The following is a 23,523-nucleotide window of genomic DNA, read 5'->3' on the forward strand; positions in this document are numbered from 1 at the left end:
CCTGGAAAGGATCATCATGAACGACCACCGCAGGCTCGGCCGTGAGCTGGGCATCTTCGACACCGACCCGTTGATCGGCTCCGGCCTGCCCTACTGGCTGCCCGCCGGGGCGGCCATGCGCAAGGCCATCGAGGACTATGTCCACGAACTGGAGCGCCGCAACGGCTACCAGCACGTCAACTCGCCGGTGCTCGGGAAACGGGAGCTCTACGAGCGCTCCGGGCATTGGTCCCACTATGCGGACGACATGTTCCCGCCCATGAACGTGGGAGGCGAGGAGTTCGTCCTGCGCCCCAGCCTGTGCCCGCACCACGCGCTCATCTACCGCCGGCGCCAGAGGAGTCACCGCGAGCTGCCGCTGCGCCTGGCCGAGCTGGGCGGGCAATACCGTTCCGAGCTGTCCGGCGTCCTGGGCGGGCTGACCAGGGTGCGCTCCATCTCCCTCAACGACGGCCACGTGTTCTGCGCCCCTGAGCAGGCCGCCGCCGAGGTGTCGGCCGCGCTCGACCTGATCGAGGCCGCGCACGCCCGGCTCGGCATCCGGGCCGCGCGCTACCGGCTGTCGCTGCGCGGCGACGGGGACAAGTTCGTCGACGACCCCGTCATGTGGGCCCGCTCCGAGGCCGTGCTGCGCGAGGTGCTCAAGGAGCGCGGCCAGCCCTACGAGGAGGAGCGCGGCGAGAGCGCCTTCTACGGGCCGAAGATCGACATCCAGATCGCCGACCCCGCCGGGCGTGAGTCCACCCTGTCGACCGTCCAGGTGGATCTTTACATGCCCGAGCGCTTCGACCTGGGCTACGTCGGCGGCCACCGCCCGGCCATGGTCCACCGCAGCGTCGTCGGCGGCCTCGAACGCCTGGTCGCGCACCTCATCGAGGTGCACGGAGGCGCGTTCCCCGCGTGGCTGGCGCCCGTGCAGGCGGTGGTGCTGCCGCTGTCGGACGCCGAGCTGCCGGCCGCCGAGGACCTGCTGCGGCGCTGCGTGGCCGCCGGGCTGCGGGCGGAGCTGGCGCCCGCCGACCGGGGGAGTCTCGGGGCCAGGATCAGGGCGCACCGGCTGGTGCCGTACCAGCTCGTCGTCGGGCCGCGCGAGGTGGCGAGCGGGCTGCCCGCGGTACGGCTGCGCGACGGGAGCCAGGCGGGGGAGGTGCCGATCGAGCGGCTGGCGGCCGAGGCGCGACCTTTGATCTGACAATCAGGTAACAGAGTCTTCCCTGATCGTGGAAACGCCTCGTAAAGTCCCTGCAACGCCGTGTCGGGGGAGGACGTCTTGACCGAGCTGAGCGATCGTGAGGCCGAGCTGGTTTCCGCTCACGAGCAGGAACGCCCGGCTCGGCATCTGGGCGGCGGGCTCCGGCTCGGCGTGTGGATCGTGGGCGGCCTGCTGTCGGCCTACTCGCTGGTGGTGGTGTTCCGGCCGGTCGAGGCGCTCCAGCATCGGATGACGTTCCTGGCGGTGGCGCTGCCCCTGGTGTTCCTGTGTTACCGCTCGGGCGTGCCGGCCGGGCTGGACCGGCTGCTGCGCCGCCGCCCCGCCTGGAAGAAGGCCCGGGACGCCGCGGCGCCCGTGCCCGCGGGCGACGAGTCGGGCCCGCCGGCCGGGACGGCGCCGGGCGACCGGGCGGCCGTGACTGCGCTGGACGACCGGGCGGCCGGGACGACGGTGGACGGGCGGGCGGTTCCGCCGGCGGAGGAGGAGCGGCCCGACCCGCTGGCCGGGGTGTCACGGGCGGTGGTGCATCCGGAGGGGACGCGGCGCGCCGAGTGGCCGACCGTGGCCGACTGGCTGCTGGCGGCCGCCGCCCTCGCCGTGCTGGTCTATCCGCTGCTCGACATGGACGGGTTCCGCGACCGGGGCTCGGGTGCCGCGCTGACGGACCTGGACGTCGTGGCCGGCCTGGTGTTGACGGTGCTGCTGCTGGAGGCGGTACGGCGCACCGTCGGATGGTCGCTGGCCATCATCTGCATAGTTTTCCTGATTTATACCTATTACGGGTCGTATCTGCCGATTGACTGGACGATCGGCCATCGCGGCTTCGACCTCGAGCAGATCGTGGCGCAGCTCTACACCGGCACGGAGGGCTTCTTCGGCGTCCCGATGCAGGTCGCCGCGAGCTACATCATCCTGTTCACGATCTACGGCGCCGTGCTGGAGTTCTCGGGCGCGAGCCGGTTCTTCATCGACCTCAGCTTCGCCGCCTTCCGCCAGTCGCGCGCCGCCCCCGGCCGTACCGTCACCCTGGCCGGCTTCCTGCTCGGCACCGTGTCGGGCTCCGGCGTGGCCACCACGGTCAGCCTCGGCAGCGTCGCCTGGCCCGTGCTGCGGCGGGCCGGCTATCCGCGGGAGCCCGCGGGCGGCATCCTGGCGGCCGGCGGCATCGGCGCGATCCTCTCCCCGCCCACGCTGGGCGCGGCGGCGTTCATCATCGCCGAGTACCTCAATGTCAGCTACCTCGAGGTGCTGCTCTACGCGACGATCCCCACGATCCTGTACTACCTGGGCATCTTCCTCGCCATCGAGATCGACTCGCGCCGCTTCGGCACCCACGCCGTGCAGGTGGACGCCCCCAAGGCCGGGCGGTTGCTGCTGCGCTTCGGCTACCACTTCAGCTCGCTCATCCTCATCATCGTGCTGATGGCGCTGGACCGGTCGGCGTTCCAGTCCGTGGTGATCGCCACCGCCGTGGCCTTCGCGCTGTCGTTCCTCGACCCCGCGAACCGGATGACCCCCAAGCGCGTCGGGCAGGCGCTGGCCAAGGGCACGCTGGAGGTGCTGCCGGTGACCGCGGTGTGCGCGGCGGCGGGCATCATCGTCGGCGCCATCACGCTGACCGGGCTCGGGCAGAGCCTCGCCGACATCATCGTGGACATCGGCGCGGGCAGCCTGATCATCACGGCGGTCATGGCCGCCATCGCCGTCATGGTGCTGGGCCTGGCCGTGCCGGTGACCGCGAGCTTCATCATCGCCGCGGTGATCATCGGCCCGGCGCTTTTGAAGCTGGGCGTCACGCAGGCCGAGGCGTACATGTTCGTCTTCTACTACGCGGTGCTGTCGGAGGTGAGCCCGCCCACGGCGCTGTCCGCGGTCGCGGCGGCCGCCATCACGGGCGGCAACACGTACCGGACCATGATGATGACCTGGCGGTACACCCTGCCGGCGTTCCTGGTGCCGTTCGCGTTCGTGCTGACGCCGAACGGCCAGGCGCTGCTCGGGCAGGGGCCCATCGGGACCGTGCTGCTGATGGCGGCGGTCTCGGCGGTCGCGGTGGCCGCCCTCGCCATGGCCACGGGCGGGCTGACCGGCGTGCCGGAGCGGCTGCTCGCGGCGGCGGCCGCGGTGCTGCTGCTGTTCCTCGAACCCGTCCCCATCGTCGCCGGCCTGGCCGTGCTGGCCGTGGCCGCCGCCCTGCATCTCGTCAGAAGAAGGAGAAGGGACCCAGCGTGAAGCGGATCTTTGCGATAGTCGCCGCAGCAGCCCTGACCGTGGCGGGCTGCGGCGGCGGCGGAAGCGGCGGCGGCTCGGGCAACCGGCTGTCGATCGCCACGGGCGGCACGACGGGCGTCTACTACGTGTACGGCGGCGGCCTGGCCAAGCAGCTGTCGGCGAACATCGCCAACACGCGGGCCACCGCGTCGGTCACCTCGGCCTCCGTCGAGAACATCAAGCTGCTGGCCGAGGGCAAGGCCGACATCGGCTTCTCCCAGGCCGACACCGCGGCCGACGCGGTCAACGGCAAGGACACCTTCACCGCCAAGCAGCCGGTCAAGGCGATCGCCCGCATCTACGACAACTACACGCACGTCGTGGTCGCCCCGGGCGTCGAGGCCACCAAGGTCGCCGATCTGAAGGGCAAGCGCGTCTCGCTCGGCCCGGCGAACTCCGGCACCCAGGTCGTGGCCCGGCGCATGCTGGAGGCGGCCGGACTCAACCCCGACACCGACATCACCAAGCAGCAGCTGTCGATCAACGAGTCGGTGCAGGCCGCCAAGGACGGAACGATCGACGCGTTCTTCTGGGTCGGCGGGCTGCCCACCGCGGGCATCACCGACCTGGCATCCAGCAAGCCCGACATGAAGCTGCTCGACACGGCCGACGTCCTGGCGAAGATGCAGTCCACGTACGGGCAGCAGTACGTCGGGCTCGACGTCGACATGTCCACCTACAAGCTGGACGGCACCGTCAAGACGGTCGGCATCGCGAACGTGCTGCTGGTGCCGGACAAGATGAGCGAGCAGCTCGCCTACGACATCACCAAGACCCTCTTCGAGAAGAAGACCGAGCTGTCGGCCGTGCACCCGGAGGCCAAGAAGCTCGACGCGAAGCTGGGCCAGCAGGTGGCCCCTGTCGAGCTGCACCCGGGCGCGGCCCGCTACTACAAGGAAAAGGCCTGATCAGGCTCGTCCTCGCGGTCCTGGCGGCGATGGCGCTCGGCTCCGGCGACGGGGCCGGGCGCCTCACCGTGAACGGCCTGCCGGTCGGCTCCGGCGGCTTCATGATCGGTTACGTGCACTCGATCTACAAGGCGCCGTCGGCCGAGCTCTTCACGGTCGAGGGCCGCCGGTTCACCATGCGGGCGGTCATCTCGGCCAGCGAGAACGTCCTCGACTACTACGCGCTGGCGGGCACCCGCAGCCGGACCCGGACGGGGGCGTGGCTGCTGCGCCTGGCCGAGCCCGCCACGTACGAGGAGCTGTCGCTGCTCACCACCTCCATCGGCCGCCGCACGCTGATCGCGGGCGGCCGCTGCCTGCCGCTCTACCCCGGCGCGGGCGCCGCCGAGGTGCGGCTGAAGGTGGAGCTGACGCGTGACGTCCGGGGCGAGCCCTGCCGCCCGCCCTACGACCGGTCCTTCCTCTAGCCGAGCCGGGCGAATCGCCGCGCGTTGCGGACCGCCGCCCCTCCCACGTCGTTGTTGAAGTACACGTAGACGTCCTCCCAGCCCGCCTCGCGCACCCGCCGCACCCAGGTGCGCAGCGAGGTGTCGCCGTACTCGACGCCCGCCCGGCCCTGGTGCATGCGCACGTACCCCCATCCGGCCGTGCGCCAGAGCGGATTCCGCGGCCGGCCCAGCCGGTCCGCCCAGCACAGGGCCGCCCCGTGGGTCAGAAGGACGTCCTGCACCTCGTCGGTCCACCAGGAGTCGTGCCGCGGTTCGACGGCCACCCGCACGTCGCGCGGGAAGCACCTCAGGCACCGGTCGAGCCGGCCGGGCTCGGCCCTGAGCGTCGGCGGCAGCTGCAGCAGGATCGGGCCGAGCTTCTCCTTCAGCGCGGAAACGGCGCCCATGAGCCTCCGGACCGGCTCCTCCGGCTCGTCCAGCCGCTTGATGTGGGTCAGGAACCTGCTGGCCTTGACCGCCATCACGAACCCGTCGGGCGTGCGCTCCCGCCAGGCGCCGAACGTCTCGGGCGTCGGCAGCCGGTAGAAGGCGTTGTTGCTCTCGACGGTGGGGAACTCGCGGGCGTACACCTCCAGCCAGAGCCGCTGCGGCACCCCCGCCGGATACAGCACCCCCCGCCAGTCCTTGTACTGCCACCCGGAGGTGCCGACCAGCCATGTCATGCTTTTACGCCTACCCTGACCTTCCAGGTGCAGTACTGTCACTATTCGTCAGCCGAGGAGGACCTTCACGTCGATGGGCGCACATCACGCGCACGGCACCGCCGTCCCCACTTCGCGACGCACGCTCGTCGCCACCCTGGCCGTGCTGGTGCCGCTGGCGATCGTCACACTGGCCGGCCTGCTGTGGCTCTGGCCGGACGGGCCGGACGCCGGCCCGCCGCAGGCCGGGGTTCAGCGGCTCACCGGAACGGTCACCAGCGTCACGCTCAAGACCTGCCCGCCGGCCGCGGAGGGCGCGCCTCGATCCGACCCCGCCACCTGCGGGAACGCCACGGTCAAGGTCGGCGCGGGGCCCGATGTGAACAAGGACGTCACGCTCCGCCTGCCGAGCGGCCCCGGCGCGCAGCGCTTCGCCCCGGGCGACGACGTCATCCTGCTGCGTGACGCGGACGGGGCCTACCAGATCTCCGATCACGACCGGGCGGTGCCGCTGTGGCTGTTCGGGGCGGCGTTCGTGCTGGCGGTGATCGCCTTCGGGCGGTGGCGCGGCGTCACCGCGCTCGTGGGCCTGGCGGTCACGTTCGGGCTGCTGCTGACGTTCGTCATCCCCGGGCTCCTCGAGGGCAAGCCGCCCCTGCTGGTGGCCATCGTCGGGGCGGCGGCGATCATGCTGACCGTGCTCTATCTCACGCACGGCTTCTCGCCGACCACGTCTATGGCCGTGCTCGGCACGCTGGCCAGCCTGGCGCTCACCGGCGGGCTGGCGTACGGGGCGCTGGGGCTCGCGCAGCTCAACGGCGTCACCGACGACGCCTCCGTGGTCGTGGGCATGAGCCTGCCCATCGACACGCAGGGGTTGCTGCTGGCCGGGATCATCATCGGCGCGCTGGGCGTGCTCGACGACGTCACGGTCACGCAGGCGGTGACGGTGGCCGAGCTGGCGCAGGCCAACCCCTCGTACGGGTTCGCCCGCCTTTACAAGGCGGCCGGCCGGATCGGGCGGGCGCACATCGCGTCCGTCATCAACACGATCATCCTGGCGTACGCGGGGGCGTCGCTGCCGTTGCTGCTGCTGTTCAGCATCGGGTCCCAGCCGCTGGGGGACGTGCTGACGACGCCGGTCGTCGCGCAGGAGATCGTCCGCAGCATCGCCGGCACGCTCGGCCTCATCTCAGCCGTCCCCATCACCACCGCCCTCGCGGCCCTGTCCGCCTCCCGCCGCTCCCGCCGCTTCGAGACGGCTGAAGGCGGTGAGGAGGCCGGGGAGGACTTCTTGTCCCGCCGGGACGGCGCCGAGGAGGACTTCTTCTCCCGCCCGGCCGACGCCGACGACGACTTCTTCTCGCGCTCCGACGACACGGACGACGGCTTCTTCTCCCGCTCCGACCACGACGGCTTGGTCACCGGCCGCGGCCGCCGCCACCCCGAACCGGCCCGCGACCTGGGGCCGGTCATGGATCGGCGCGAATCCGCCACGCCGGAAGGCGGCTTCTTCACCCCGGCCGTGCGCCGCCCCGGCGGCCCATCGGGCCGTCCCGTCGACCACGCGGGCCGGGGCCCACTGGCGTCCCCCGCCGGACCTGCCCCGGACGAGCCCCCCACCGACCGGCCTCCGGGCCGCCGCCGTCGCCGCGCGGACACCTGAGGCCCGGCGTCGGCGCGTCGGCCGCCGAGCACACGAGCATCCAGTGGACCGGCTCCAGGGAATGCGATCAACCGGCCGGGAAGCGCCGGGGAGGCCATCAGCAGGTGGGCCGGGCACAACCGGTGGAGTCGGGGGGTTCCAACGTGGGCCCGTCAGTCGATCGCGGCGCTGCCGCCCACCCGGAGCTTCCGCCGGGCCCGTTCGTAGAACGTGGTGCCGACCCGCACCACCTTCGCCGCGCCTGGCCACGCGGACACCGTGATGCGGTCGCCCGGGCACAGATGCCCGGCCACGGCCCCGTCGACCTCCACCGCCAACCGCCCGCTGGAAGGCAGCACCTCCAGCGTCACCTCCTCGTCCGCGGGCAACACCAGAGCCCGGTTGAACGCGGAGTGCGCCGCGGCGGGCACGACGAGCACCGCCTCCACCCGCGGCGACACGATGGGCCCTCCGGCGGAGAAGCTGTAGGCGGTCGATCCGGTGGACGTCGCCACGATCACCGCGTCCGCCGCGTACCGCACGAAATCGCTCCCGGCCGGGGTCACCGCCACGGCCCCCAGCCCTTCGCCGGGGATCCGCACCAGCGCGATGTCGTTGAACGCGGTGACCTCCGTGTCGCCGACCCGGCTCCTGATCGCCATGCGCGGCTCGATCGTGTACCGGTGCCCGTCGATGGCCGACAACGTGTCGCCCAGCTCGTCCACGTCGATCTCCGCGAGGAACCCGAGCCGCCCGAGATTGACGCCGAGGATGGGAGTGGGCCGTCCGGCGAGCAGCCGCATGGTGCGCAGCATCGTCCCGTCCCCGCCGAGCCCGACCAGCAGGTCGGCCCGCTCGACGAGCGCGTCGGCGTCGACCGGCACGGCGCTGCAGTGGATCCGCCCCACCTCCTCGGGCAGCCCCAGCACGGTGGCGCCCTTGCCCGCCGCCCAGTTCAGGATGGTGTCTATCGCCTTCTTCGAGTCGCGCTCCGGGTGCAACACCAGCCCGACCGTCCCGACCATGCCCATGGGGCCACCCTATGCCGTGGAGCCGGCGGGCTCCGATGTCGGGGAGCTCCGATACCGTCGGGTCCATGCGGCTTCATGTGGGATGCGCGATGTGGACGCACGCGTCGTGGCAGGGCCGGCTCCTGCCGCACCCGCTCCCGCCCGGGGAGCGCCTGCGCGCCTATGCGACCTGGTGCAACGCGGTGGAGGGCAACACCACGTTCTACGCGACTCCGACGAGGAGCGCGGTGGAGTCGTGGGCCGCCCAGACCGACCCGGATTTCCGCTTCGTGGTCAAACTGCCCAAGCCGATCACTCACGAACGCCGCCTCGTCGACGTCGACGAGCAGGTGCGCGCGTTCCTGGCGGCCATGGAGCCGCTCGGCCCGCGTACGCATGCTCTGTGGGTGCAGCTGCCGGGCTCGTTCGGGCCGGGCGACCTCGGCGCGCTGGCGGCCTTCCTCGGGCGCCTGCCCTCCTCCCACCGGTACGCCGTCGAGGTCCGCCACCGGGCGTTCTTCGAGGAGGAGCGGTCCGCGCGGCTGCTGGAGCGGGTGCTCGCGGGCGTCGAGGCCGAATGGGTCCCGTTCGACACCACCGCCTTCTTCACCCACCCGCCGACCAGCGACGCCGAGCGCGACGCGTGGACCAAGAAGCCCCGGGTGCCGCGCCGCACGCGCGCCCTCACCGCCCACCCGATCGTCCGCTACCTGGGACGCGACGCCACGGAGCGCACGGTGGAGGGCTGGCGGCCGTGGGTCGGCACCGTCGCCGGCTGGCTGCGCGAGGGGCGCTCGCCGACCGTCTTCATCCACACCCCCGACAACGCCGACGCGCTCACGCTGGCACGCCGCTTCCACGACGAGGTACGCGCCCGCGTGCCCGAGCTCGACCCCCTTCCCGAGCCGATGCCGAACGAGCCGCTGACCCTCTTCTGACGGCGGTCCGGCCATGCGCCCGCCTAGCTCGCGACGGGTTTCCCTCCGGGGGAGAGGCAGGGCAGACGCGCCGAGCGGATCAGCATGACGATCAGCACCACGAGGGCCGTGAACCAGGCGATGGCCGTGGCCGGGCCGGGGATCGCGTAGCCGTACCCGGCCGGCAGGGCGAGTGCGCCCAGGCCTGCCACGGCCCAGCGCAGCACGTCGAGCCGGGCGGCCCTGGAGGTCTTCCCGCAGGAGCGGAGCCGTCGGACGACCGCCTCGACGACCAGCCAGAGGGCGATCAGGGAGCCCAGGGTGTCGACGACCTCGATCACGTGCTCGGCGGCGGACTCCGTCACCCCGCGGCCCGCGCCCGGGCTGGGTGAGAGCAGGGCGGCGAGCGAGACGAAGATCATGACCATGGCGGCGGCTTCGGCCCGTGCGAAGGGGCCTTCCGGGGAGCGCTGCAGCCGAGACGCCCCGGCCGCGCACATTCCCCATCCGACGGGGTCGAACAGCAGGTCGAAGCCGTTGAAACGGAGCGCGCCGAAGACCACGACGAACCCGAGGGCGATCGTCGTGACGGGCGGCATTCCCGGCGTGCCGCCGCCGGCGGACGGGTTGCCCGTCAGGGCCATTCCGAGTTCACCGCCTCATTGCAGGCATCACCGCTGAGCCACCGTTGCCAGGCCACGGGAACGCTCTTCTCGGGTCCGTTGAGCCGCCATGAATCCCACGTCACCTCCGCGGAACTCGTGCCCGCCCAGGTTCGGTAAGTGAAGCGCACCGGCCGGGGATCGTGGGGCACCGCCGCGCAGTCGGTGACGACGATGCGCCGTTTCAAGGTTTCAGCTTCGCCGGGCGCCACGGTGACCGCCGGGAGTTCCTCGTTCGCCTTGTCGGCCGGCAGCCAGCGGAGGCCCGGGATTTCCGCCGAGATATCGGTGAGCGTGAAGCCGGTCGCTCCCTTGTTTTCCAGGCGGGTGCCGCGATCGTGTTGTCGGCGGCCCTGCTCACCCCCGGGCAACCACCGCGGCATGAACTGCCTGAATACTCGATGCCTCAACCGTTTCCGGAATACACCGCCGAGTTCTCCATGGTGGCCAAATACCAGGCGCCCAGTTGTCCGTGGTTCGACCAGGTGGAAGACCCCTGTCGGTACTGGCTGGTGAACGGGGAGCCGTTTCCGCAGGCCGCGACGTACGTCATCAGGAAGGGCGGAGCACCTCAGCGGGCCCCGTTCGCGATCAGCGCTGACGGCCGGGCGGTCGTCTGCCTGGACCGGCGCACCCGCCGCATGACGTACCAGGACGCCAAGGGCATCCGCCACCTCACCGGCAGGATGCCCGACACCCAGGTGGTGCCCACGCCCACGTTCGCGGGCCAGAGCAGGTACGTCGCACTCACCGAGGACGGCACGCAGATCACCGACACCAAGACCTGGACCACGGTGTCGGTCCCCGGCGCCCGGCGGGTCCATGTGCTGAGCGCGAGCGGGAGCGTGGTCACGACGGCGTCTCAGGTGCTCGTGCTCGACAGCCGGGGGAAGACGCAGATGCGCCTGTCCTCCACGAAGGTCCGGGACGACGCCCCCGACGACACCTACAACCTCCGGCCGGATGGACGTCGGTTCGTGGTCATCCGAGGAGATGACGGCCGTGTGGAGACCTTCGACCCGCGCACCGGCGAGCGTGTGTCCAGGGTGACGCCCAGGTTCCCCGGGGACGACTTCATCGACGTCGGTCTCGGCTGGTCGAAGCAGGGCATTTTTCAGGTCCGCGGCTACCGGAGCAGCCGGGTCTACTACCTCGACCTGGAGACGGGCAAGTTCTGGCGGCGTGAGAAGTGAGCACCGGCATGATCGCGTAATCTTCCGTGTCATGACAGGCGACATGGTGGCGAAGCGGGTGACGGATCTGCTGGCCCCGCAGGTGCTGGTGATCGTCATGCCGCCCCTGGTCGGCCTGCTCGCGCAGGGGTGGCGCGGTGCGGCGTGGGGGCTGGTGGCCTCGCTGTTCTGCGGCGGCGTGCCGGCGGCGGTGATCGCGGTGGGCGTGCGGTCGGGGCGGCTCGACTCGCATCACATCGTGGATCGTTCCCGCCGTACGAAGCCGCTGCTCGCCGCCGTGGCGGCCGTGCTCGTGGCGCTGGCGCTGCTGGTCGTGATGGGGGCCCCGGCGTTGCTCGTCGCCACCGTGACGGCGATGCTGGCGGCGCTGGCGGTGACCGTGCCCATCACGTTGCGCTGGAAGATCTCCTTCCACGCCGCCGTGTCCGCGGGCACGGTCGTGGTGTTCGCCCACGTGCTGCCCGCCTGGCCGGCCGCGATCGTCGGAGCCGCCGTCGTGGCGCTGGTGTGCTGGGCCAGAGTACGCCTCGCGCACCACACCTGGGCGCAGGTCGCGGCGGGGGCGGTGGTCGGCACGGTGACGACGTGGGGGACGCTGGCGGCGTTCGGGGTGCAGTTCGGGGTGCAGTAGGAATAGCCGCGATGCCAGCGGAGTTGCCGCGAGCATGGAAGCTGGGAATCGCGGCCGGGTCCGCGTCGAGCGGACGGCTAAGCGCGTGCGGACCTACCTCGGCGGCCGGGTGGTGGCCGACACCACCTCCGCCCTGCTGGTGTGGGAGGTCCCGTATTACCCGACCTACTACTTCCGGCTCGCCGACGTGGACGAGTCTGCGCTGAAGGCGACCGGGACCACCAAGCACTCCCCGAGCAGGGGCGACGCCGTCGTCTACACGGTCACCTCCGGTGCGGCGGAGGCCGTGGAGGGGGCGCTGGCGTACCCGGACTCGCCGCTGGAGGAGATCCGCGGGCACGTCAGGTTCGACTGGGACGCCATGGACGCCTGGTTCGAGGAGGACGAGCAGGTCTACTTCCACCCGCGTGACCCGTACACGCGGGTGGACATCCTGCCGAGTTCGCGGCACGTGCGGGTCGAGGTGGACGGCGTCACCGTGGCCGACTCGCGCAGCCCGCGCATCCTCTTCGAGACGGGGCTGCCCGCCCGCTACTACCTGCCGAAGACGGACGTACGCCTCGACCTGCTCGAGCACACCGACACCGTCACCCACTGCCCGTACAAAGGGACGGCGGAATACTGGTCGGTCAACGGCAAGAAGGACCTGGCCTGGTCGTACCGGACGCCGCTGCCGGAGAGCGAGCGGATCGCCGGGCTGATCGCCTTCTACAACGAGAAGCTCGACATCTACGTGGACGGCGAACTGGAGGAACGGCCGAAGACCAAGTTCTCCTGAGCCGCCGGAGCGGTCAGGCGGCCGTCCAGCGGGGGTCGCGGCCGAGGTAGCGCAGGAGCGCGGCCACGTCGTCGTCGCCCGGCTCGGGCTCCAGCGCGGTCGCGTACGCGCCCCACGCGCGCAGCGGCTCGACGATCTCCTTCGCGACCTTCATGAGGGGGACGGCCAGTTCGGGCGTGAGCGGTGAGGGGGCGCCGACGGCCATGGCGATGTCCCAGGCGTGGACGGCGGCGTCGAGCCCGCACGCCGCCGACCCCGACCACGGCGACATCTTGTGCGGCGGCACCGGCGTCGGGACCTCGGCGGCGTCCCGGTCGACCGCGGCCCACGCCTTGGCCGAGCGCGCCAGGGCGGCCTCGAGGAACGCCGACGGGTCCTCCTCAAGCACGCCGGAGGGGTCGAACGGGTTGAAGTCGGGGCCGGGCTCGCCGGTCAGCGCGGCGGCGAAGCCGATCTGGTCGCCGACGGCGTGCTGGAAGACCTTCGTGACGCTCCAGCCCGCGCAGGGCGTGGGCAGGTCCCAGCCGCCGGACGGAACGGCGGCGACCGCCTTGCGCAGCGCCTCGTGCGAGGCGTCCAGGACGTCCCAACCGCTGGAGATCGTGGTGTCGCTCATCGGTGAGCCCCCTTTCGTGGTGCTCACCACTCTATCAGAACGGAATGGTTTGTTCCACTGATGTGAGGAGCCGGGTGAGGACGCGGGTGCCGAACTCCAGGCCCTCCACCGGAACGCGCTCGTCCTTGCCGTGGAACATCCCGAAGTAGTCCAGGTCCGGACGGAGCATGAGCGGCGCGAAGCCGTACCCCGTGATGCCGATCCTGGCGAACGACTTGGCGTCGGTGCCTCCCGCCATCACGTACGGCACCGGCCTGGCGAGGGGGTCCTCGGCCACCAGAGAGCCCGCCAGTTCGTCGAAGAACGCCGACGGGTACGGCGCCGCCGGCGCGTCCTCCAGGTTGACGAACTCGCGGGTGATCTTCGGCCCGAGCAGCTCGTCGAGCGTCTCCAGGAACTCCTCTCGCAGGCCGGGCAGGTAGCGCCCGTCCACGTGCGCCTCGGCCGTCGAGGGCACCACGTTGACCTTGTAGCCGGCCTCCAGCATCGTCGGGTTCGCCGAGTTGCGGATCTGGCTCTTGAACAGGCCGCCGAGCGGCCCGAGGCGGACGGCCTCGGCGTCCAGCCGGTCCAGGTCGATCGGCTGCCCGGTGATCTCCGACAGGCTCTGGAGGAGCGCCGCGACCGACGGCGTCAGGCGTACCGGCCACTGGTACGAGGCCACCCGGGACAGCGCGTGCACCAGCGTGGCAACCGGATTGTCCACCGGGGGACGGGACCCGTGACCGGCCACGCCGTGCGCGGTGAGCTTCATCCACGCCGTCCCGCGCTCGCCCACGGCGATCGGGTAGACCCGGTGCCCGCCGGAGGCCACGCTGAAGCCACCGGACTCGCTGATCGCCTCGCTCACGCCGTCGAACAGCTCCCGGTGCTCGCTCACCGCGTGCCGCGAGCCGTAGTCGCCGGTCGCCTCCTCGTCGGCCAGGAACGCCAGCACCAGGTCCCGCTTGGGGCGCACGCCGCGGGCTGCCAGGTCGAGCACGGTGGCGAGGGTCATCGCGCACGAGCCCTTCATGTCGACCGCGCCCCGCCCGTACACGCAGCCGTCGGTGATCTCGCCCGAGAACGGGTGCATCCGCCACTCGGCCGGATCCGCGGGCACGACGTCGAGGTGGCCGTGGATGAGCAGCGCGTCGGGGGAGTCGCCGTCGATCCTCGCCACGACCGTGGTCCGCTTGGGCGCCGACTCGAACACGACCGGCTCCAGGCCCGCGTCGGCCAGCAGCGTGGCCACGTATTCGGCGGCCGGGCGCTCGCCCGAACCCGGATTCGTGGTGTCGAACCTGATCAGATCCGAGCAGATCTCGGCGACGCTCTTCACGCTCTTCCCTTCAGCTTCAACGGCGGCACCTCGGGCGTCTCCATCCCGAAGATCAGCCCGTAGAAGGCCAGCTCGGCCTCCAGGGCCGCGACGATGGTCTCCTCCCGGCGCCAGCCGTGCTGCTCGCCGGGGAAGGTCAACAGTGCCCACTCTTTGCCATGTTTGTCCAATTCCGCGGTGAACCGCTCGGCCTGCGAGACGTCCACGATCGCGTCCTCCAGGCCGTGCAGCATGAGGCACGGGCCGGACGCGCGGGCGGCGTTCAGCAGCGGCGAGCGCTCGGTGTAACGCCGCCGGGTCTCGGGGAGCGGGCCCACCAGGCCGTCCAGGTAGCGGGACTCGAAGTCGTGCGTCTCGGCGGCCCAGCTCTCCGGGTCGGTGATCGCGTAATGGGCGACGCCGCCCGCGAACACGTCGCTGTGCACGAGCGCCGCCACCGTCGTCCAGCCGCCCGCGCTGCCGCCGCGGATGGCCAGCTTGGCGGCGTCGGCGCGGCCCAGCTCGACCAGGCCGCGGGCCACCTTGGCGCAGTCCTGCACGTCCACGACGCCCCACTGGTGGCGCAGCCGCTCCCGGTAGGCGCGGCCGTAGCCGGTGGAGCCGCCGTAGTTCACCACGGCCACGCCGATGCCGCGGCTGGTGAAGTAGGCGATCTCCAGGTCGAGCACGATCGGGAGATGGCCGGTGGGGCCGCCGTGCACGAAGATCACGTACGGGCCGGGGCCCCGCACCCCGGACGGCGGGTAGAGGTGCGCGTGCACGCCCTCGATCGTCACGGCCTCGGGCGTGGGCAGCAGGGCGCGGTCCGGCAGCGGCTTGCGCGCCGACACGACCTCCTGCGTGCCGTCGCCGAGGTCGACGAGCGTCACCTCCAGCGGCGTGTACGGCGTCGCCCGCACGGCCGCCGCCTTGCCGCCCGCCGCGGACCCCGCTGCGGACCCCGCCACGGACACGGTCGAGGACCAGTGGGTGGCCGCCCCTCCGATCTCCCGCAGCTCGCCGGTCTGTGGGTCCAGCACGCCGAGCCGGCGCCGGTCGGCCGTCCCGTACACGGCGACCAGGCTCCCGTCCTCGGCGACGGCGAAATAGGTCATGCCCGGCTTCCACGCGGCGCCGCCGAACTCCAGCTCCAGGGGAGTGAGGTTGCGGCCCGCGGAGCCGTCCACGGGGACGAGGTGGATGTTCCACCAGCCGGTGGGGTCGGTCACCGCGTACAGGGTCGCGTCGTCGCGCCACTCCGCCTGGGCGACCGCCTCCCGCGGGCCGCCCGCGATCACCCGGTGCCCGCCCGCCGCGCCGGCCTCGGTCAACGGGGCCACACAGAGCTCGGTGCCGTCCCACGGCATGTTCGGGTGGTCCCAGCCGATCCAGGCGACATTCCGCCCGTCGGGCGATATACGCGGATTCATCAGGAAATGTTGTGCTTTAACGATCACTCGGAGGGGGCCGTCGCCGCCGAGCGGCACCGCCACCAGGTCGCGCACGTCGTCGATCTCCCGTACCGCCCACACCTCGTCACGGCCGGGCGGCAGGTAGAGGTCCGCGTAGCGCGCGGGACCCTCCGGGGTGAGCGGCACCGGTTCCCCGTCCCGCACGCGGTAGAGGCGCTGGTCGGCCCAGTTCGTGAAGACCAGCCCGCCGCCCGGCAGCGGCCGCCAGGAGCGGCCGCCGTACTCCATCACCCGGTTGCGCGCGTTCCAGCCCGGAGGCAGCGCGTCGGCACGGGTGCCGTCCGGCAGCCTGCGCACCACGCAACGCCGGCCGCCCTGGTGCGGGCGGGGCTCGTCCCACCAGACCTCGACACCGGAGGGCGTGGCCACCGCCTCCACCCACTGAGGGCCGCCGTCGGTACGGGCCACGTCGATCGGTCGAATGCTCATCAACTCACCAATTGCCATCGATACAAGGGGGAAGAGGGTGCTCAGGCGGGTGCAGGACGTACGCGATGCCGCCGCTGCCCGAGCTCCTGAGCCACACGTTCTCGAACGCTGCCCGCGGATAGACCCGGCGAACCTCGTCGTCGCGGGGCGCGGCCGGGTCGTTCACGACGACGTCGCCGGCGGCCGTGAAGCCGATCACGACCAGGATGTGCCCGTTGGTCGAGTAACAGGAGCCGGGCAGCTCATGAGCCTTGAACGACTGCGAGGTGATCACCGGGATCCCGGCGCGAACGAACCGCTCCAGCTCGGCCGCCGACCTCAGCCGCGTCACGAACCCGGACAAACCGTATCGGCCCGCGTAGGCCACGTTGAACGGCCAGTTGCCGGTGCCCTGATAACTGGCGTCGTACGTGCCCATCGCCGCGTGGTCCACGGCCGGCGCCGGGTCGCCCGCCCCCACCCACTCCAGCTCCTCCGGCCCCGGGCCGCGGCCCCAGAAGCCGAGCACCATGGCCACCGAGGCCGGGCTGCACCAGTTCGTCCCGCCGCCGTCGAAGCGCGGATGGTGACCGGCGTGCACGTGCTGCGAGTGCCGCGGCACCGCCAGCTCCACCGGGTCCGCCGCGAGCGGAGCGCTCGGCACGACCGGGCGCCGCGGCACGGCCGAGGCCATCACGCCCAGGCCGCCGACGCGAGCGGGGCCGTGCCGGGTGACCCGCGCCTGGTAGGCCACCACCGGCCGCCGGGCCACGAACGTGTCCACCGCCACGTCCCCGTCCTCGTCGCCCTGCCCGGGCACCGACGTGCGCGGGTCGCCGTGCTCGGACCAGTGCCCCATCACGTACCACTTGGTACGGGCCCCTGATGAGACCCTGGCCCGAAGAGCGACCTCGATCCACGCGCCCGGCGGGGTGCGCGCCGTCCACGAGGGCACGAGCTGGGTGGCGGCGAAGCCGATCTCGTGTTCCTCGCCCGTCCACACCGCTTCGGCCGTCAGGGGCACGGCGAAGCGGGTGAAGGCGACACGGGCCAGATCGACGGTGAGCACCAGGCACATTGTGGTTTCGTACTGCATGTCGCACATCGGATGGTTTACGTACCAGCCCGAATTGTGTCGGTGATGATCTCTATGGTTCGGGGCATGACTCAAGCGGTACAGGCATACTCCTACGCCGGGCCCTCCACACTGGCCGACGGCAAGCTCGGACTCTCGACCTCGGGCGGCACGGCGTTATCCGGCCCGCAGACCCACCCCAGGTTCTTCAGCGGCCTGCTCGCCCAGGCCGCGCCGGCCGCGGCCGGGCTGCTGGCGGTGGCCGACGTGGCGCTCACCCGCTACCACCAGCCCCGGCCGGGCTGGACCCGCGACCCGGTGGTGACCTGCGACGGCGGGAGGCTCCGGTTCGAGTCGTTCTCGGCCTGCGGCGGCGTCTACGCCCGGCTCGACGTGCTGGAGCTCGACGGCGACGTCCTCGACCGGGGCACCACCAACGTCGACGTCAACGGCCCGCTGCGCGAGGCCCTCGCCAGGGTCGGCGGACGCGACCCGCTCCACCTGGGCGTCGGGCCCGACGAGCTGACGGTCACCACACTCGACGGCGCGGTCGTGGAGAAGAAGGTCCCGCTGCCGTCGCGGTGGCTGCGCGGGTTCGCCGAGGTGCAGGTGATCGCGGCCGGGTTCGACCTGCGGGCCGAGCTGACCGGGCCGCACGCCGTGCGTTTCCTGCGCTCGCTGCCGCGCGGCGCCCGCTCCACCGTCTGGGCCGTGCCCTCCGGCCGCGACCTGCGCGTCTCCTCCGGCCCGGCGCGCGGCGGCGTCTGCCTGTCGGGCACCGGCCGGGTCGCCACGCTGCTGCCGCTGCTCCGCTTCGCCAAGAAGCTGCGTGCGTACGGCCCCGCCGACGGCTCCTCCACGGCCAGCGCCTGGGAGCTGGAGCTGCCCGGGATGCGCTACACGCTCGCCGTCTCGCCCGAGCCGTGGCGCGGCTTCTCCGGCGAGGGGCAGGTCCTGGGCGACCTGGCCACCGACGAGGCGGCGGGCGACGCCGACGTGGTGGGCATGCTGCTCAGCTTCGAGCCCACGGTCGAGCTGGGGCTCCTCGCCGACCGCTCCGGGCTGTCCATCGATCGGGTACGCGCCGCGCTCACCCAGCTCGGCACCGCCGGCCGCGTCGGTTACGACCTGCACGAGGCGGCCCACTTCCACCGAGAGCTGCCCTATGACCGCGACCAGGTCGCCCAGCTCAACCCGCGCCTGACGGCCGCCCGCGCGCTGGTGGACTCGGGGGCCGTCCGCCTGCTGGGCGACTCCGGCTCGGCCGAGGTGTCGACCGACGGCGGGGTCCGGCGGGTCCGCATGGAGGCGGGGGAGTGCACCTGCCCCTGGTGGTTCGACCACCAGGGGTCGCGCGGCCCGTGCAAGCACGTGCTGGCCGCCCGCATCGCCGCCCGCGTCGACGTGACGGTGACCCCGTGACCCCGGGACCCCGTGAACGGCTCAGTGTTCGGCCAGGACGATCACCGAGTCCTGCTCGCCGAGGACGAGGGGCTCCGACTTGCTCGGGTTGAGCACGATGCCGTAGTGGGGCGGGTCGTTGCGGGCCGCGGCGCTGCGGTAGCCGATGGCGGTCTCGCCCCTGCGCCGGGCTGCCTCGATGACCGTGGAGAACGTCACCTTCACCCCCGTCTTGACGTACGAGGCGGCGGGCCGCGGGTAGATCTCCGAGCCGCGCGAGTCGAACAGGTAGCCGAACACGTCCGCCAGGTGCCTGTTCTCGGCCAGCTGGGCCAGGAGCAGGCCGATGACGGTGTCGCTGATCACGATGTCGTCGGCCTCGGTGACCTCCGCCAGGGCGCGGTTGTTCTCGTCGTGCATCTCGCTGACGATCGAGTAGTGCTCGCCGAGCACGCTCTGCATGTCGCGCAGTTGCAGCAGCGTCATGAGCGTGCGCGTGTCGGAGTGATGGGCGTCGAAGCGGTCGTCGGAGAGCACGATGACGTGCTGGAAGAGGCCGACGCCGAGCGACTCCAGCGCGTACCTGTCGGTGGTGTCGCAGTCCTTGACGTTCACGGTGAGGTTGCGCAGCCCGGACAGGCCGGAGCCGGCCTTGGGGTGGTCGGCGGCGATCTCCAGGACGGAGCCGGGCGCCACGTACGCGTCGAGGTAGCGGACGATCTGCTCGGCCCGGCCGTTCCAGTTGAGCAGCAGCGTGCGCTCGGGCTCGGGAGCCTGCGGCGCGGCCTCGACGATTGCGGACTCGTCCACGGACGGCTTGCCGGCGGCCAGTCGGACGTGGGAGTCGTCGTGCGCGATGACGATGATCTGATCGTCGGCGTCGATCACGGTGTCGGACGGCGGGTTCAGCACGACGCCGGAGGGCCGGCGCAGGCCGATGACGGAGGCGGTCTGGTAGGCGTGCAGCGCATCTCCGTACGTGACGCCGACGAGCTTCTTCGGGGTGCGCATGTAGATCTCGCCGCCGTCGAAGTTGAGCAGGTCCATGCAGACCACGGACATGCCGGACTGGCGGGAGGACTGCACGATGAGCCGCGAGGCGGTGTCGTCGGAGTCGACCAGGTGCACGTCCTCGCCGCCGGCCAGGCGGGCGGCGGCGATGTTGCGGTTGGAGGCCAGGGCGGCGACCACCGGCGGGTGGGTGCCCTCGCGTTTGGCGAGCGCGAGGAGGATCTTGATGACGTGCGCGTCCGGGTCCTCGCCCTCGGGCGAGAGCACGACGACGGAGCTGGCCGAGGCCAGGTTCATCAGCGCGAGGTCGCGCGGCTCGGTGGGCCGCCCCGTGCGGCACACCAGGCGGGTCCTGCCCAGGTCGCCGACATGCTCGCGGATGGCCTCCTCCATCTCGAGTTTGTCACGTTCCGCCAGCACCGCGACGACCGACCGCTTCTGGCTGGCGTGGGCCTTGACCAGCTCGCCCACGATCGTGAACACCTGGTCCGACCAGCCGAGCACCACGGTGTGACCCGACTCCGCGATCCGCGAGCGGCCCCGGCGCAGGCGGTCGACCTTCTGCTTGAGCCCGTTGGCCAGCAGGCCGACGAGCATGCTGACGATGAACAGACCGCCGAGCGAGCCGACGAACATGACGGCCAGGTAGGCGATGGAGCCCTTGTCGCTGGCGATCTTGAGGGGGGACAGCGCGTGCATGAGGGAGATCCAGAGCACTTCCCCGGCGTGGCTCACCCCTTCCGGCTCCCCCGGCGCGAGCCAGAGCGTGAGACCGGTCACGACCACGACCAGCACCACCGACACGATCGCCAGCCAGCCGATGAGCGAAGCGGTCCCCCTGGACATGGTGTTGTCGAACCAGTACCGCACTCGCTCGCGGAACGTGACCTTCGACACTTCCCCGTTACCTCCGTGAAAGGAGTGATTTGACCCAACGCACCAAGGTACCGCTCGATCTTCGCTTCCGCATGGCGACCGGTAACGTATCGGCCATGGTGAGCCCCCTCACACCGGACGACCCGGCGTCGCTGGGCGGCTTCCGCCTGGCCGGACGGCTCGGCGAGGGCGGGCAGGGTGTGGTCTACCTCGCCCATTCGGCCGACGGCGAACCTGTCGCGATCAAGCTGCTGAGCACCGGCGACCGGGAGACGCGGGCCAGGCTCGCGCGTGAGCTCGACGCGCTGGAGAGCATCGCCTCCTTCTGCACGGCCCGCGTGCTCGACGCCTCGACCGACGGGCCGCGGCCGTACGTGGTGAGCGAATACGTCGACGGGCCCTCCCTGGCCGACCGGGTGAGCGAGCGCGGCCCCTTACACGGGGGCGAGCTCGAACGGCTGGTGGTCGGCACCGCCACCGCGCTGGCCGCCATCCACGCCGCCGGGATCGTGCACCGCGACTTCAAACCGGCCAACGTGCTGCTCGGGCCGGACGGCCCGCGGGTGGTGGACTTCGGCATCGCCCGGGCGGAGGGGGCCGCGACGATGACCTCCGGTCTGATCGGGACGCCCGCCTACCTGGCGCCCGAGCAGATCGGCGGCACGCCCGCGTCGCCGGCGTCGGACGTGTTCGCGTGGGCGGCGTCGATGGTGTACGCGGCCACGGGGACGAGCCCGTTCGGGGCGGACACCGTACCGGCGGTGCTGCACCGGGTGCTGCACAGCGAGCCGGACCTGACGCCGCTGCCGGAGCGGCTGCGCGGGGTGATCGCGTCCTGCCTGGCCAAGGACCCGGCGCGGCGGCCCACGGCACAGCAGCTGATGGTCTCCCTGGTCACCCCCAACACCCCGCCACCCGCTCCGCCCTTCACCGCACCACCGGGACCGCCGCCCTCCCCCTCCACCGCCACAACACCGCCTGCGGCAACACCGCCTGCGGCCACCTCGGCCGGACGGCCCGGAGCCGTGCAAGGGCCGCCCGGCGCGGCCGCCGGGACACCCGCCGCCTGGGCCGGACCAGCCGGCGCCCCGGCGCCGCCGCACGGCACCCCATCGGGGACGCCCGGCGCCCCGGCCTGGTCACCGGCCGCCTCGGGAGTCACCGGGCCGCAACACCCCGCCTCCGCCTCCACCACGGCACCGGGGCGCCGCTCACCCTCGCGGGGCCTGATCGCCGGCGCGGCCCTGGCGGTGGTCGCGCTGGCCGCGACCGTCGCCACGGTGCTCATGCTCAACCGCGCCCCCGCGACCACGGAGGCGGGCCGATCAGCGTCGCCCGTCCCGCCCGCCACCCAGTCGTCACCCGCCCGGTCACCGTCCGAGGAATCCTCACCCACCACATCCCAGGCCGAGACCTCATCCGGTGAGTCGTCGCCCGGCGCCACGCGGACCCAGCCCGCCGCGGGCCTGAAGATCCCGGCCGCGTTCGAGGGCGAGTGGTCCGGCCACACCACCAGCACCAACCCCATGGACCCCGACGGCGCCGAGAACACGGTGAAGCTGGAGAAGGGCGAGTCCACCGCGGCATGGACGGAGAAACACGCCGAGGTCGAGTGCAAGGGCACCATCACGCTGACCAAGGTGGAACGGACCCGCCTCACCTTCTCCCTGGGCCAGAACGAGGGCAACTGCATCGCCGGCACCATCTGGCTGGCGCTGGAGGGCGACGTCCTCACCTACACGTGGCGGGACGTGCCGGGCATGGACCTCGTCACGCAGACCGGCAAACTGATCAAGAACGGATGAGATTCCCTCCCAAAACCCTTCGACATCGAGCCCGGTGGCCTAGATCATTGACGTTATGTCTGTGATTAAGGAGGTGCCCTTCCCCAGCCCTGACTCGTCCTCCGAGCTGCCGATGAACATCTGGCTCGACGACGCCGACTCCGCCGTCGACGTGATCGACGCGCTGGCGCTGTCGCCGTTCGCGACGGGCGCCCAGCCCTGGTCCCACCTGGCCAATCTGGAGCGCGTCCGCCCGGACGCCCCGCTCAGCCCGGCAGGCGGCCGCCTGCTGCGCACGGCGCGCATCGAGGACGGCTCGGAGTCGCGGCTCATCTGCGGCGACGGCTGGACCCTGCGGGTGGTGCGCCACCGCAACCGCACCGCCACCGTCAGCGTCACGGCGGTCAACGAGGAGCTGGCCAAGAGCGTCCTCAAGGAGAGCATCGAGGGCGCCGAGGAGGCCGCGCCGGAGGCCGACCACGTCGAGATGGGCTTCTGGTGGCGCGGCACGCACGGCGGCAACCGGTCGGAGAAGCCGATCACGGCCCAGCCGTGGTACGAGATCAGCCAGAATTACTCGGGGAAGATCCGCCCGGCCCTCGGCAGGCTGATGTCGGTCACGCCCGGCGACGTGACGGGCCGCCTCATCCTCCTGCACGGCCGCCCCGGCACCGGCAAGACCACGCTGCTGCGCACGCTGGCCAAGCAGTGGCGCGAGTGGTGCCAGGTGGACTGCGTACTCGACCCGGAGCGCCTGTTCAACGAGCCCGGCTATCTCATGGAGGTGGCGGTCGGCTACGACAGCGACGAGGACGCGCAGCGGTGGCGGCTGCTCGTCCTGGAGGACTGCGACGAGCTGATCAGCTCGGGCGCCAAGGCGCAGGCGGGTCAGGGCCTGTCGCGCCTGCTCAACCTGACCGACGGCCTGCTCGGGCAGGGCCGCGACGTGCTGGTGGCGATCACCACGAACGAGGACCTGGCCCGGCTCCACCCCGCCGTCGTACGTCCGGGGCGGTGCCTGGCGCAGCTCGAGGTGGGCCCGCTCAGCAGGGAGGAGGCGATCGCGTGGCTCGACAGGTCCGAGGGCGTGGGCCCGTCGGGGGCGACGCTCGCGGAGCTGTACGCCCTCCGCGCCGGCCGCGAGTTCACCTCCGCCGAAGCCGACGACTCCACGGGCCTGTACCTCTGACCTGTCCCGCCGT

At 72.0% G+C, this 23,523-nt stretch carries 21 protein-coding genes; 12 read left to right on the forward strand and 9 right to left on the reverse strand.

Features of this window, described 5'->3' with window-relative positions; all coding sequences use genetic code 11:
- The first annotated feature begins 1 nt into the window (after window position 1).
- The 4 genes from thrS to ID574_RS43135 all read left to right on the forward strand — a co-directional run bounded on the left by thrS (window position 2) and on the right by ID574_RS43135 (window position 4,859).
- The gene (gene thrS / locus ID574_RS43120; protein WP_223167684.1) at window positions 2-1,192 is read left to right on the forward strand and encodes a threonine--tRNA ligase; all 1,191 of its coding nucleotides are present in this window, start codon (window positions 2-4) and stop codon (window positions 1,190-1,192) included.
- A 78-nt stretch (window positions 1,193-1,270) separates the two neighbouring features.
- On the forward strand, window positions 1,271-3,445 hold the full coding sequence (locus tag ID574_RS43125) for a TRAP transporter permease (protein ID WP_223167671.1): 2,175 nt from the start codon (window positions 1,271-1,273) through the stop codon (window positions 3,443-3,445).
- Window positions 3,442-4,392, forward strand: coding sequence for a TAXI family TRAP transporter solute-binding subunit (locus ID574_RS43130; protein ID WP_188194817.1), 951 nt, complete (start codon window positions 3,442-3,444; stop codon window positions 4,390-4,392). The genes ID574_RS43125 and ID574_RS43130 overlap by 4 nt, the downstream gene beginning before the upstream one ends.
- Before the next feature lie 29 nt (window positions 4,393-4,421).
- Window positions 4,422-4,859 (forward strand): DUF1850 domain-containing protein, encoded by a 438-nt coding sequence (locus tag ID574_RS43135; RefSeq protein WP_188194818.1) that lies wholly within the window; start codon window positions 4,422-4,424, stop codon window positions 4,857-4,859.
- Here the strand turns inward: ID574_RS43135 and ID574_RS43140 are convergent.
- On the reverse strand, window positions 4,856-5,563 hold the full coding sequence (locus ID574_RS43140; RefSeq protein ID WP_188194819.1) for a DUF72 domain-containing protein: 708 nt from the start codon (window positions 5,561-5,563) through the stop codon (window positions 4,856-4,858). The two genes, ID574_RS43135 and ID574_RS43140, sit on opposite strands and share 4 nt — an antisense overlap.
- Window positions 5,564-5,636: 73 nt before the next feature.
- On the opposite strand from ID574_RS43140, the gene ID574_RS43145 reads away from it, so the two are divergent.
- On the forward strand, window positions 5,637-7,208 hold the full coding sequence (locus ID574_RS43145) for a YibE/F family protein (protein WP_188194820.1): 1,572 nt from the start codon (window positions 5,637-5,639) through the stop codon (window positions 7,206-7,208).
- A gap of 152 nt (window positions 7,209-7,360) precedes the next feature.
- Here ID574_RS43145 and ID574_RS43150 read toward each other — a convergent pair whose 3' ends face one another.
- Entirely contained in the window at window positions 7,361-8,218 is an 858-nt protein-coding gene (locus ID574_RS43150; protein WP_188194821.1) for an NAD(+)/NADH kinase, read from the reverse strand.
- Between the two features lie 65 nt (window positions 8,219-8,283).
- On the opposite strand from ID574_RS43150, the gene ID574_RS43155 reads away from it, so the two are divergent.
- Window positions 8,284-9,135 carry a DUF72 domain-containing protein gene (locus ID574_RS43155; protein ID WP_188194822.1) on the forward strand — a complete coding sequence of 284 codons (852 nt, stop codon included), beginning with the start codon at window positions 8,284-8,286 and terminating at the stop codon, window positions 9,133-9,135.
- 23 nt (window positions 9,136-9,158) lie between these two features.
- Here ID574_RS43155 and ID574_RS43160 read toward each other — a convergent pair whose 3' ends face one another.
- Complete coding sequence (locus ID574_RS43160; RefSeq protein WP_188194823.1) at window positions 9,159-9,758, reverse strand: hypothetical protein; 600 nt, start codon at window positions 9,756-9,758, stop codon at window positions 9,159-9,161.
- On the reverse strand, window positions 9,749-10,159 hold the full coding sequence (locus ID574_RS43165; RefSeq protein ID WP_188194824.1) for a hypothetical protein: 411 nt from the start codon (window positions 10,157-10,159) through the stop codon (window positions 9,749-9,751). Before ID574_RS43165 ends, ID574_RS43160 begins: the two co-directional genes overlap by 10 nt.
- A gap of 18 nt (window positions 10,160-10,177) precedes the next feature.
- Between ID574_RS43165 and ID574_RS43170 the strand changes: the two genes are divergently transcribed.
- The 3 genes from ID574_RS43170 to ID574_RS43180 are packed head-to-tail and all read left to right on the forward strand — an operon-like array spanning window position 10,178 to window position 12,378.
- On the forward strand, window positions 10,178-10,969 hold the full coding sequence (locus ID574_RS43170) for a YncE family protein (RefSeq protein ID WP_188194825.1): 792 nt from the start codon (window positions 10,178-10,180) through the stop codon (window positions 10,967-10,969).
- A gap of 31 nt (window positions 10,970-11,000) precedes the next feature.
- Window positions 11,001-11,600: a hypothetical protein gene (locus tag ID574_RS43175; protein WP_188194826.1), complete on the forward strand. Its 600-nt coding sequence runs from the start codon at window positions 11,001-11,003 to the stop codon at window positions 11,598-11,600.
- 34 nt (window positions 11,601-11,634) lie between these two features.
- Window positions 11,635-12,378 (forward strand): DUF427 domain-containing protein, encoded by a 744-nt coding sequence (locus ID574_RS43180; protein ID WP_188194827.1) that lies wholly within the window; start codon window positions 11,635-11,637, stop codon window positions 12,376-12,378.
- A 13-nt stretch (window positions 12,379-12,391) separates the two neighbouring features.
- Here the strand turns inward: ID574_RS43180 and ID574_RS43185 are convergent, their stop codons facing one another.
- The 4 genes from ID574_RS43185 to ID574_RS43200 are packed head-to-tail and all read right to left on the reverse strand — an operon-like array spanning window position 12,392 to window position 17,270.
- Window positions 12,392-12,994 (reverse strand): TIGR03086 family metal-binding protein, encoded by a 603-nt coding sequence (locus tag ID574_RS43185; RefSeq protein ID WP_188194828.1) that lies wholly within the window; start codon window positions 12,992-12,994, stop codon window positions 12,392-12,394.
- Between the two features lie 34 nt (window positions 12,995-13,028).
- The gene (locus ID574_RS43190; RefSeq protein WP_188194829.1) at window positions 13,029-14,315 is read right to left on the reverse strand and encodes a M20/M25/M40 family metallo-hydrolase; all 1,287 of its coding nucleotides are present in this window, start codon (window positions 14,313-14,315) and stop codon (window positions 13,029-13,031) included.
- Window positions 14,312-16,195 (reverse strand): S9 family peptidase, encoded by a 1,884-nt coding sequence (locus ID574_RS43195; protein ID WP_223167672.1) that lies wholly within the window; start codon window positions 16,193-16,195, stop codon window positions 14,312-14,314. Before ID574_RS43195 ends, ID574_RS43190 begins: the two co-directional genes overlap by 4 nt.
- A gap of 4 nt (window positions 16,196-16,199) precedes the next feature.
- Window positions 16,200-17,270 (reverse strand): C39 family peptidase, encoded by a 1,071-nt coding sequence (locus ID574_RS43200; RefSeq protein WP_223167673.1) that lies wholly within the window; start codon window positions 17,268-17,270, stop codon window positions 16,200-16,202.
- 66 nt (window positions 17,271-17,336) lie between these two features.
- Between ID574_RS43200 and ID574_RS43205 the strand changes: the two genes are divergently transcribed.
- Window positions 17,337-18,671: an SWIM zinc finger family protein gene (locus ID574_RS43205; protein ID WP_188194830.1), complete on the forward strand. Its 1,335-nt coding sequence runs from the start codon at window positions 17,337-17,339 to the stop codon at window positions 18,669-18,671.
- 21 nt (window positions 18,672-18,692) lie between these two features.
- Here the strand turns inward: ID574_RS43205 and ID574_RS43210 are convergent, their stop codons facing one another.
- Complete coding sequence (locus tag ID574_RS43210) at window positions 18,693-20,558, reverse strand: CASTOR/POLLUX-related putative ion channel (protein WP_188194831.1); 1,866 nt, start codon at window positions 20,556-20,558, stop codon at window positions 18,693-18,695.
- A gap of 95 nt (window positions 20,559-20,653) precedes the next feature.
- On the opposite strand from ID574_RS43210, the gene ID574_RS43215 reads away from it, so the two are divergent.
- Both ID574_RS43215 and ID574_RS43220 read left to right on the forward strand, forming a co-directional pair.
- A complete protein-coding gene (locus tag ID574_RS43215; RefSeq protein WP_188194832.1) occupies window positions 20,654-22,342 on the forward strand; it encodes a serine/threonine-protein kinase in 1,689 nt (562 codons plus the stop codon).
- 55 nt (window positions 22,343-22,397) lie between these two features.
- A complete protein-coding gene (locus ID574_RS43220) occupies window positions 22,398-23,510 on the forward strand; it encodes a DUF5925 domain-containing protein (protein ID WP_188194833.1) in 1,113 nt (370 codons plus the stop codon).
- Window positions 23,511-23,523: the final 13 nt, after the last annotated feature.

It is taken from the genome of Nonomuraea sp. SYSU D8015 (genome assembly GCF_008065375.1).
In the GTDB taxonomy this organism is placed as follows: domain Bacteria; phylum Actinomycetota; class Actinomycetes; order Streptosporangiales; family Streptosporangiaceae; genus Nonomuraea.

Coding starts and splice junctions, on each gene's coding strand:
- ID574_RS43195 (WP_223167672.1), bottom strand. CDS start 16,195: ATGAGCATTCGACCGATCGACGTGGCCCGTACCGACGGCGGCCCTCAG.
- ID574_RS43200 (WP_223167673.1), bottom strand. CDS start 17,270: ATGCAGTACGAAACCACAATGTGCCTGGTGCTCACCGTCGATCTGGCC.
- ID574_RS43135 (WP_188194818.1), top strand. CDS start 4,422: ATGGCGCTCGGCTCCGGCGACGGGGCCGGGCGCCTCACCGTGAACGGC.
- ID574_RS43150 (WP_188194821.1), bottom strand. CDS start 8,218: ATGGGCATGGTCGGGACGGTCGGGCTGGTGTTGCACCCGGAGCGCGAC.
- ID574_RS43205 (WP_188194830.1), top strand. CDS start 17,337: ATGACTCAAGCGGTACAGGCATACTCCTACGCCGGGCCCTCCACACTG.
- ID574_RS43160 (WP_188194823.1), bottom strand. CDS start 9,758: ATGGCCCTGACGGGCAACCCGTCCGCCGGCGGCGGCACGCCGGGAATG.
- ID574_RS43185 (WP_188194828.1), bottom strand. CDS start 12,994: ATGAGCGACACCACGATCTCCAGCGGTTGGGACGTCCTGGACGCCTCG.
- ID574_RS43170 (WP_188194825.1), top strand. CDS start 10,178: ATGCCTCAACCGTTTCCGGAATACACCGCCGAGTTCTCCATGGTGGCC.
- ID574_RS43155 (WP_188194822.1), top strand. CDS start 8,284: ATGCGGCTTCATGTGGGATGCGCGATGTGGACGCACGCGTCGTGGCAG.
- ID574_RS43140 (WP_188194819.1), bottom strand. CDS start 5,563: ATGACATGGCTGGTCGGCACCTCCGGGTGGCAGTACAAGGACTGGCGG.
- ID574_RS43175 (WP_188194826.1), top strand. CDS start 11,001: ATGACAGGCGACATGGTGGCGAAGCGGGTGACGGATCTGCTGGCCCCG.
- ID574_RS43180 (WP_188194827.1), top strand. CDS start 11,635: ATGGAAGCTGGGAATCGCGGCCGGGTCCGCGTCGAGCGGACGGCTAAG.
- ID574_RS43220 (WP_188194833.1), top strand. CDS start 22,398: ATGTCTGTGATTAAGGAGGTGCCCTTCCCCAGCCCTGACTCGTCCTCC.
- ID574_RS43215 (WP_188194832.1), top strand. CDS start 20,654: ATGGTGAGCCCCCTCACACCGGACGACCCGGCGTCGCTGGGCGGCTTC.
- ID574_RS43165 (WP_188194824.1), bottom strand. CDS start 10,159: ATGCCGCGGTGGTTGCCCGGGGGTGAGCAGGGCCGCCGACAACACGAT.
- ID574_RS43145 (WP_188194820.1), top strand. CDS start 5,637: ATGGGCGCACATCACGCGCACGGCACCGCCGTCCCCACTTCGCGACGC.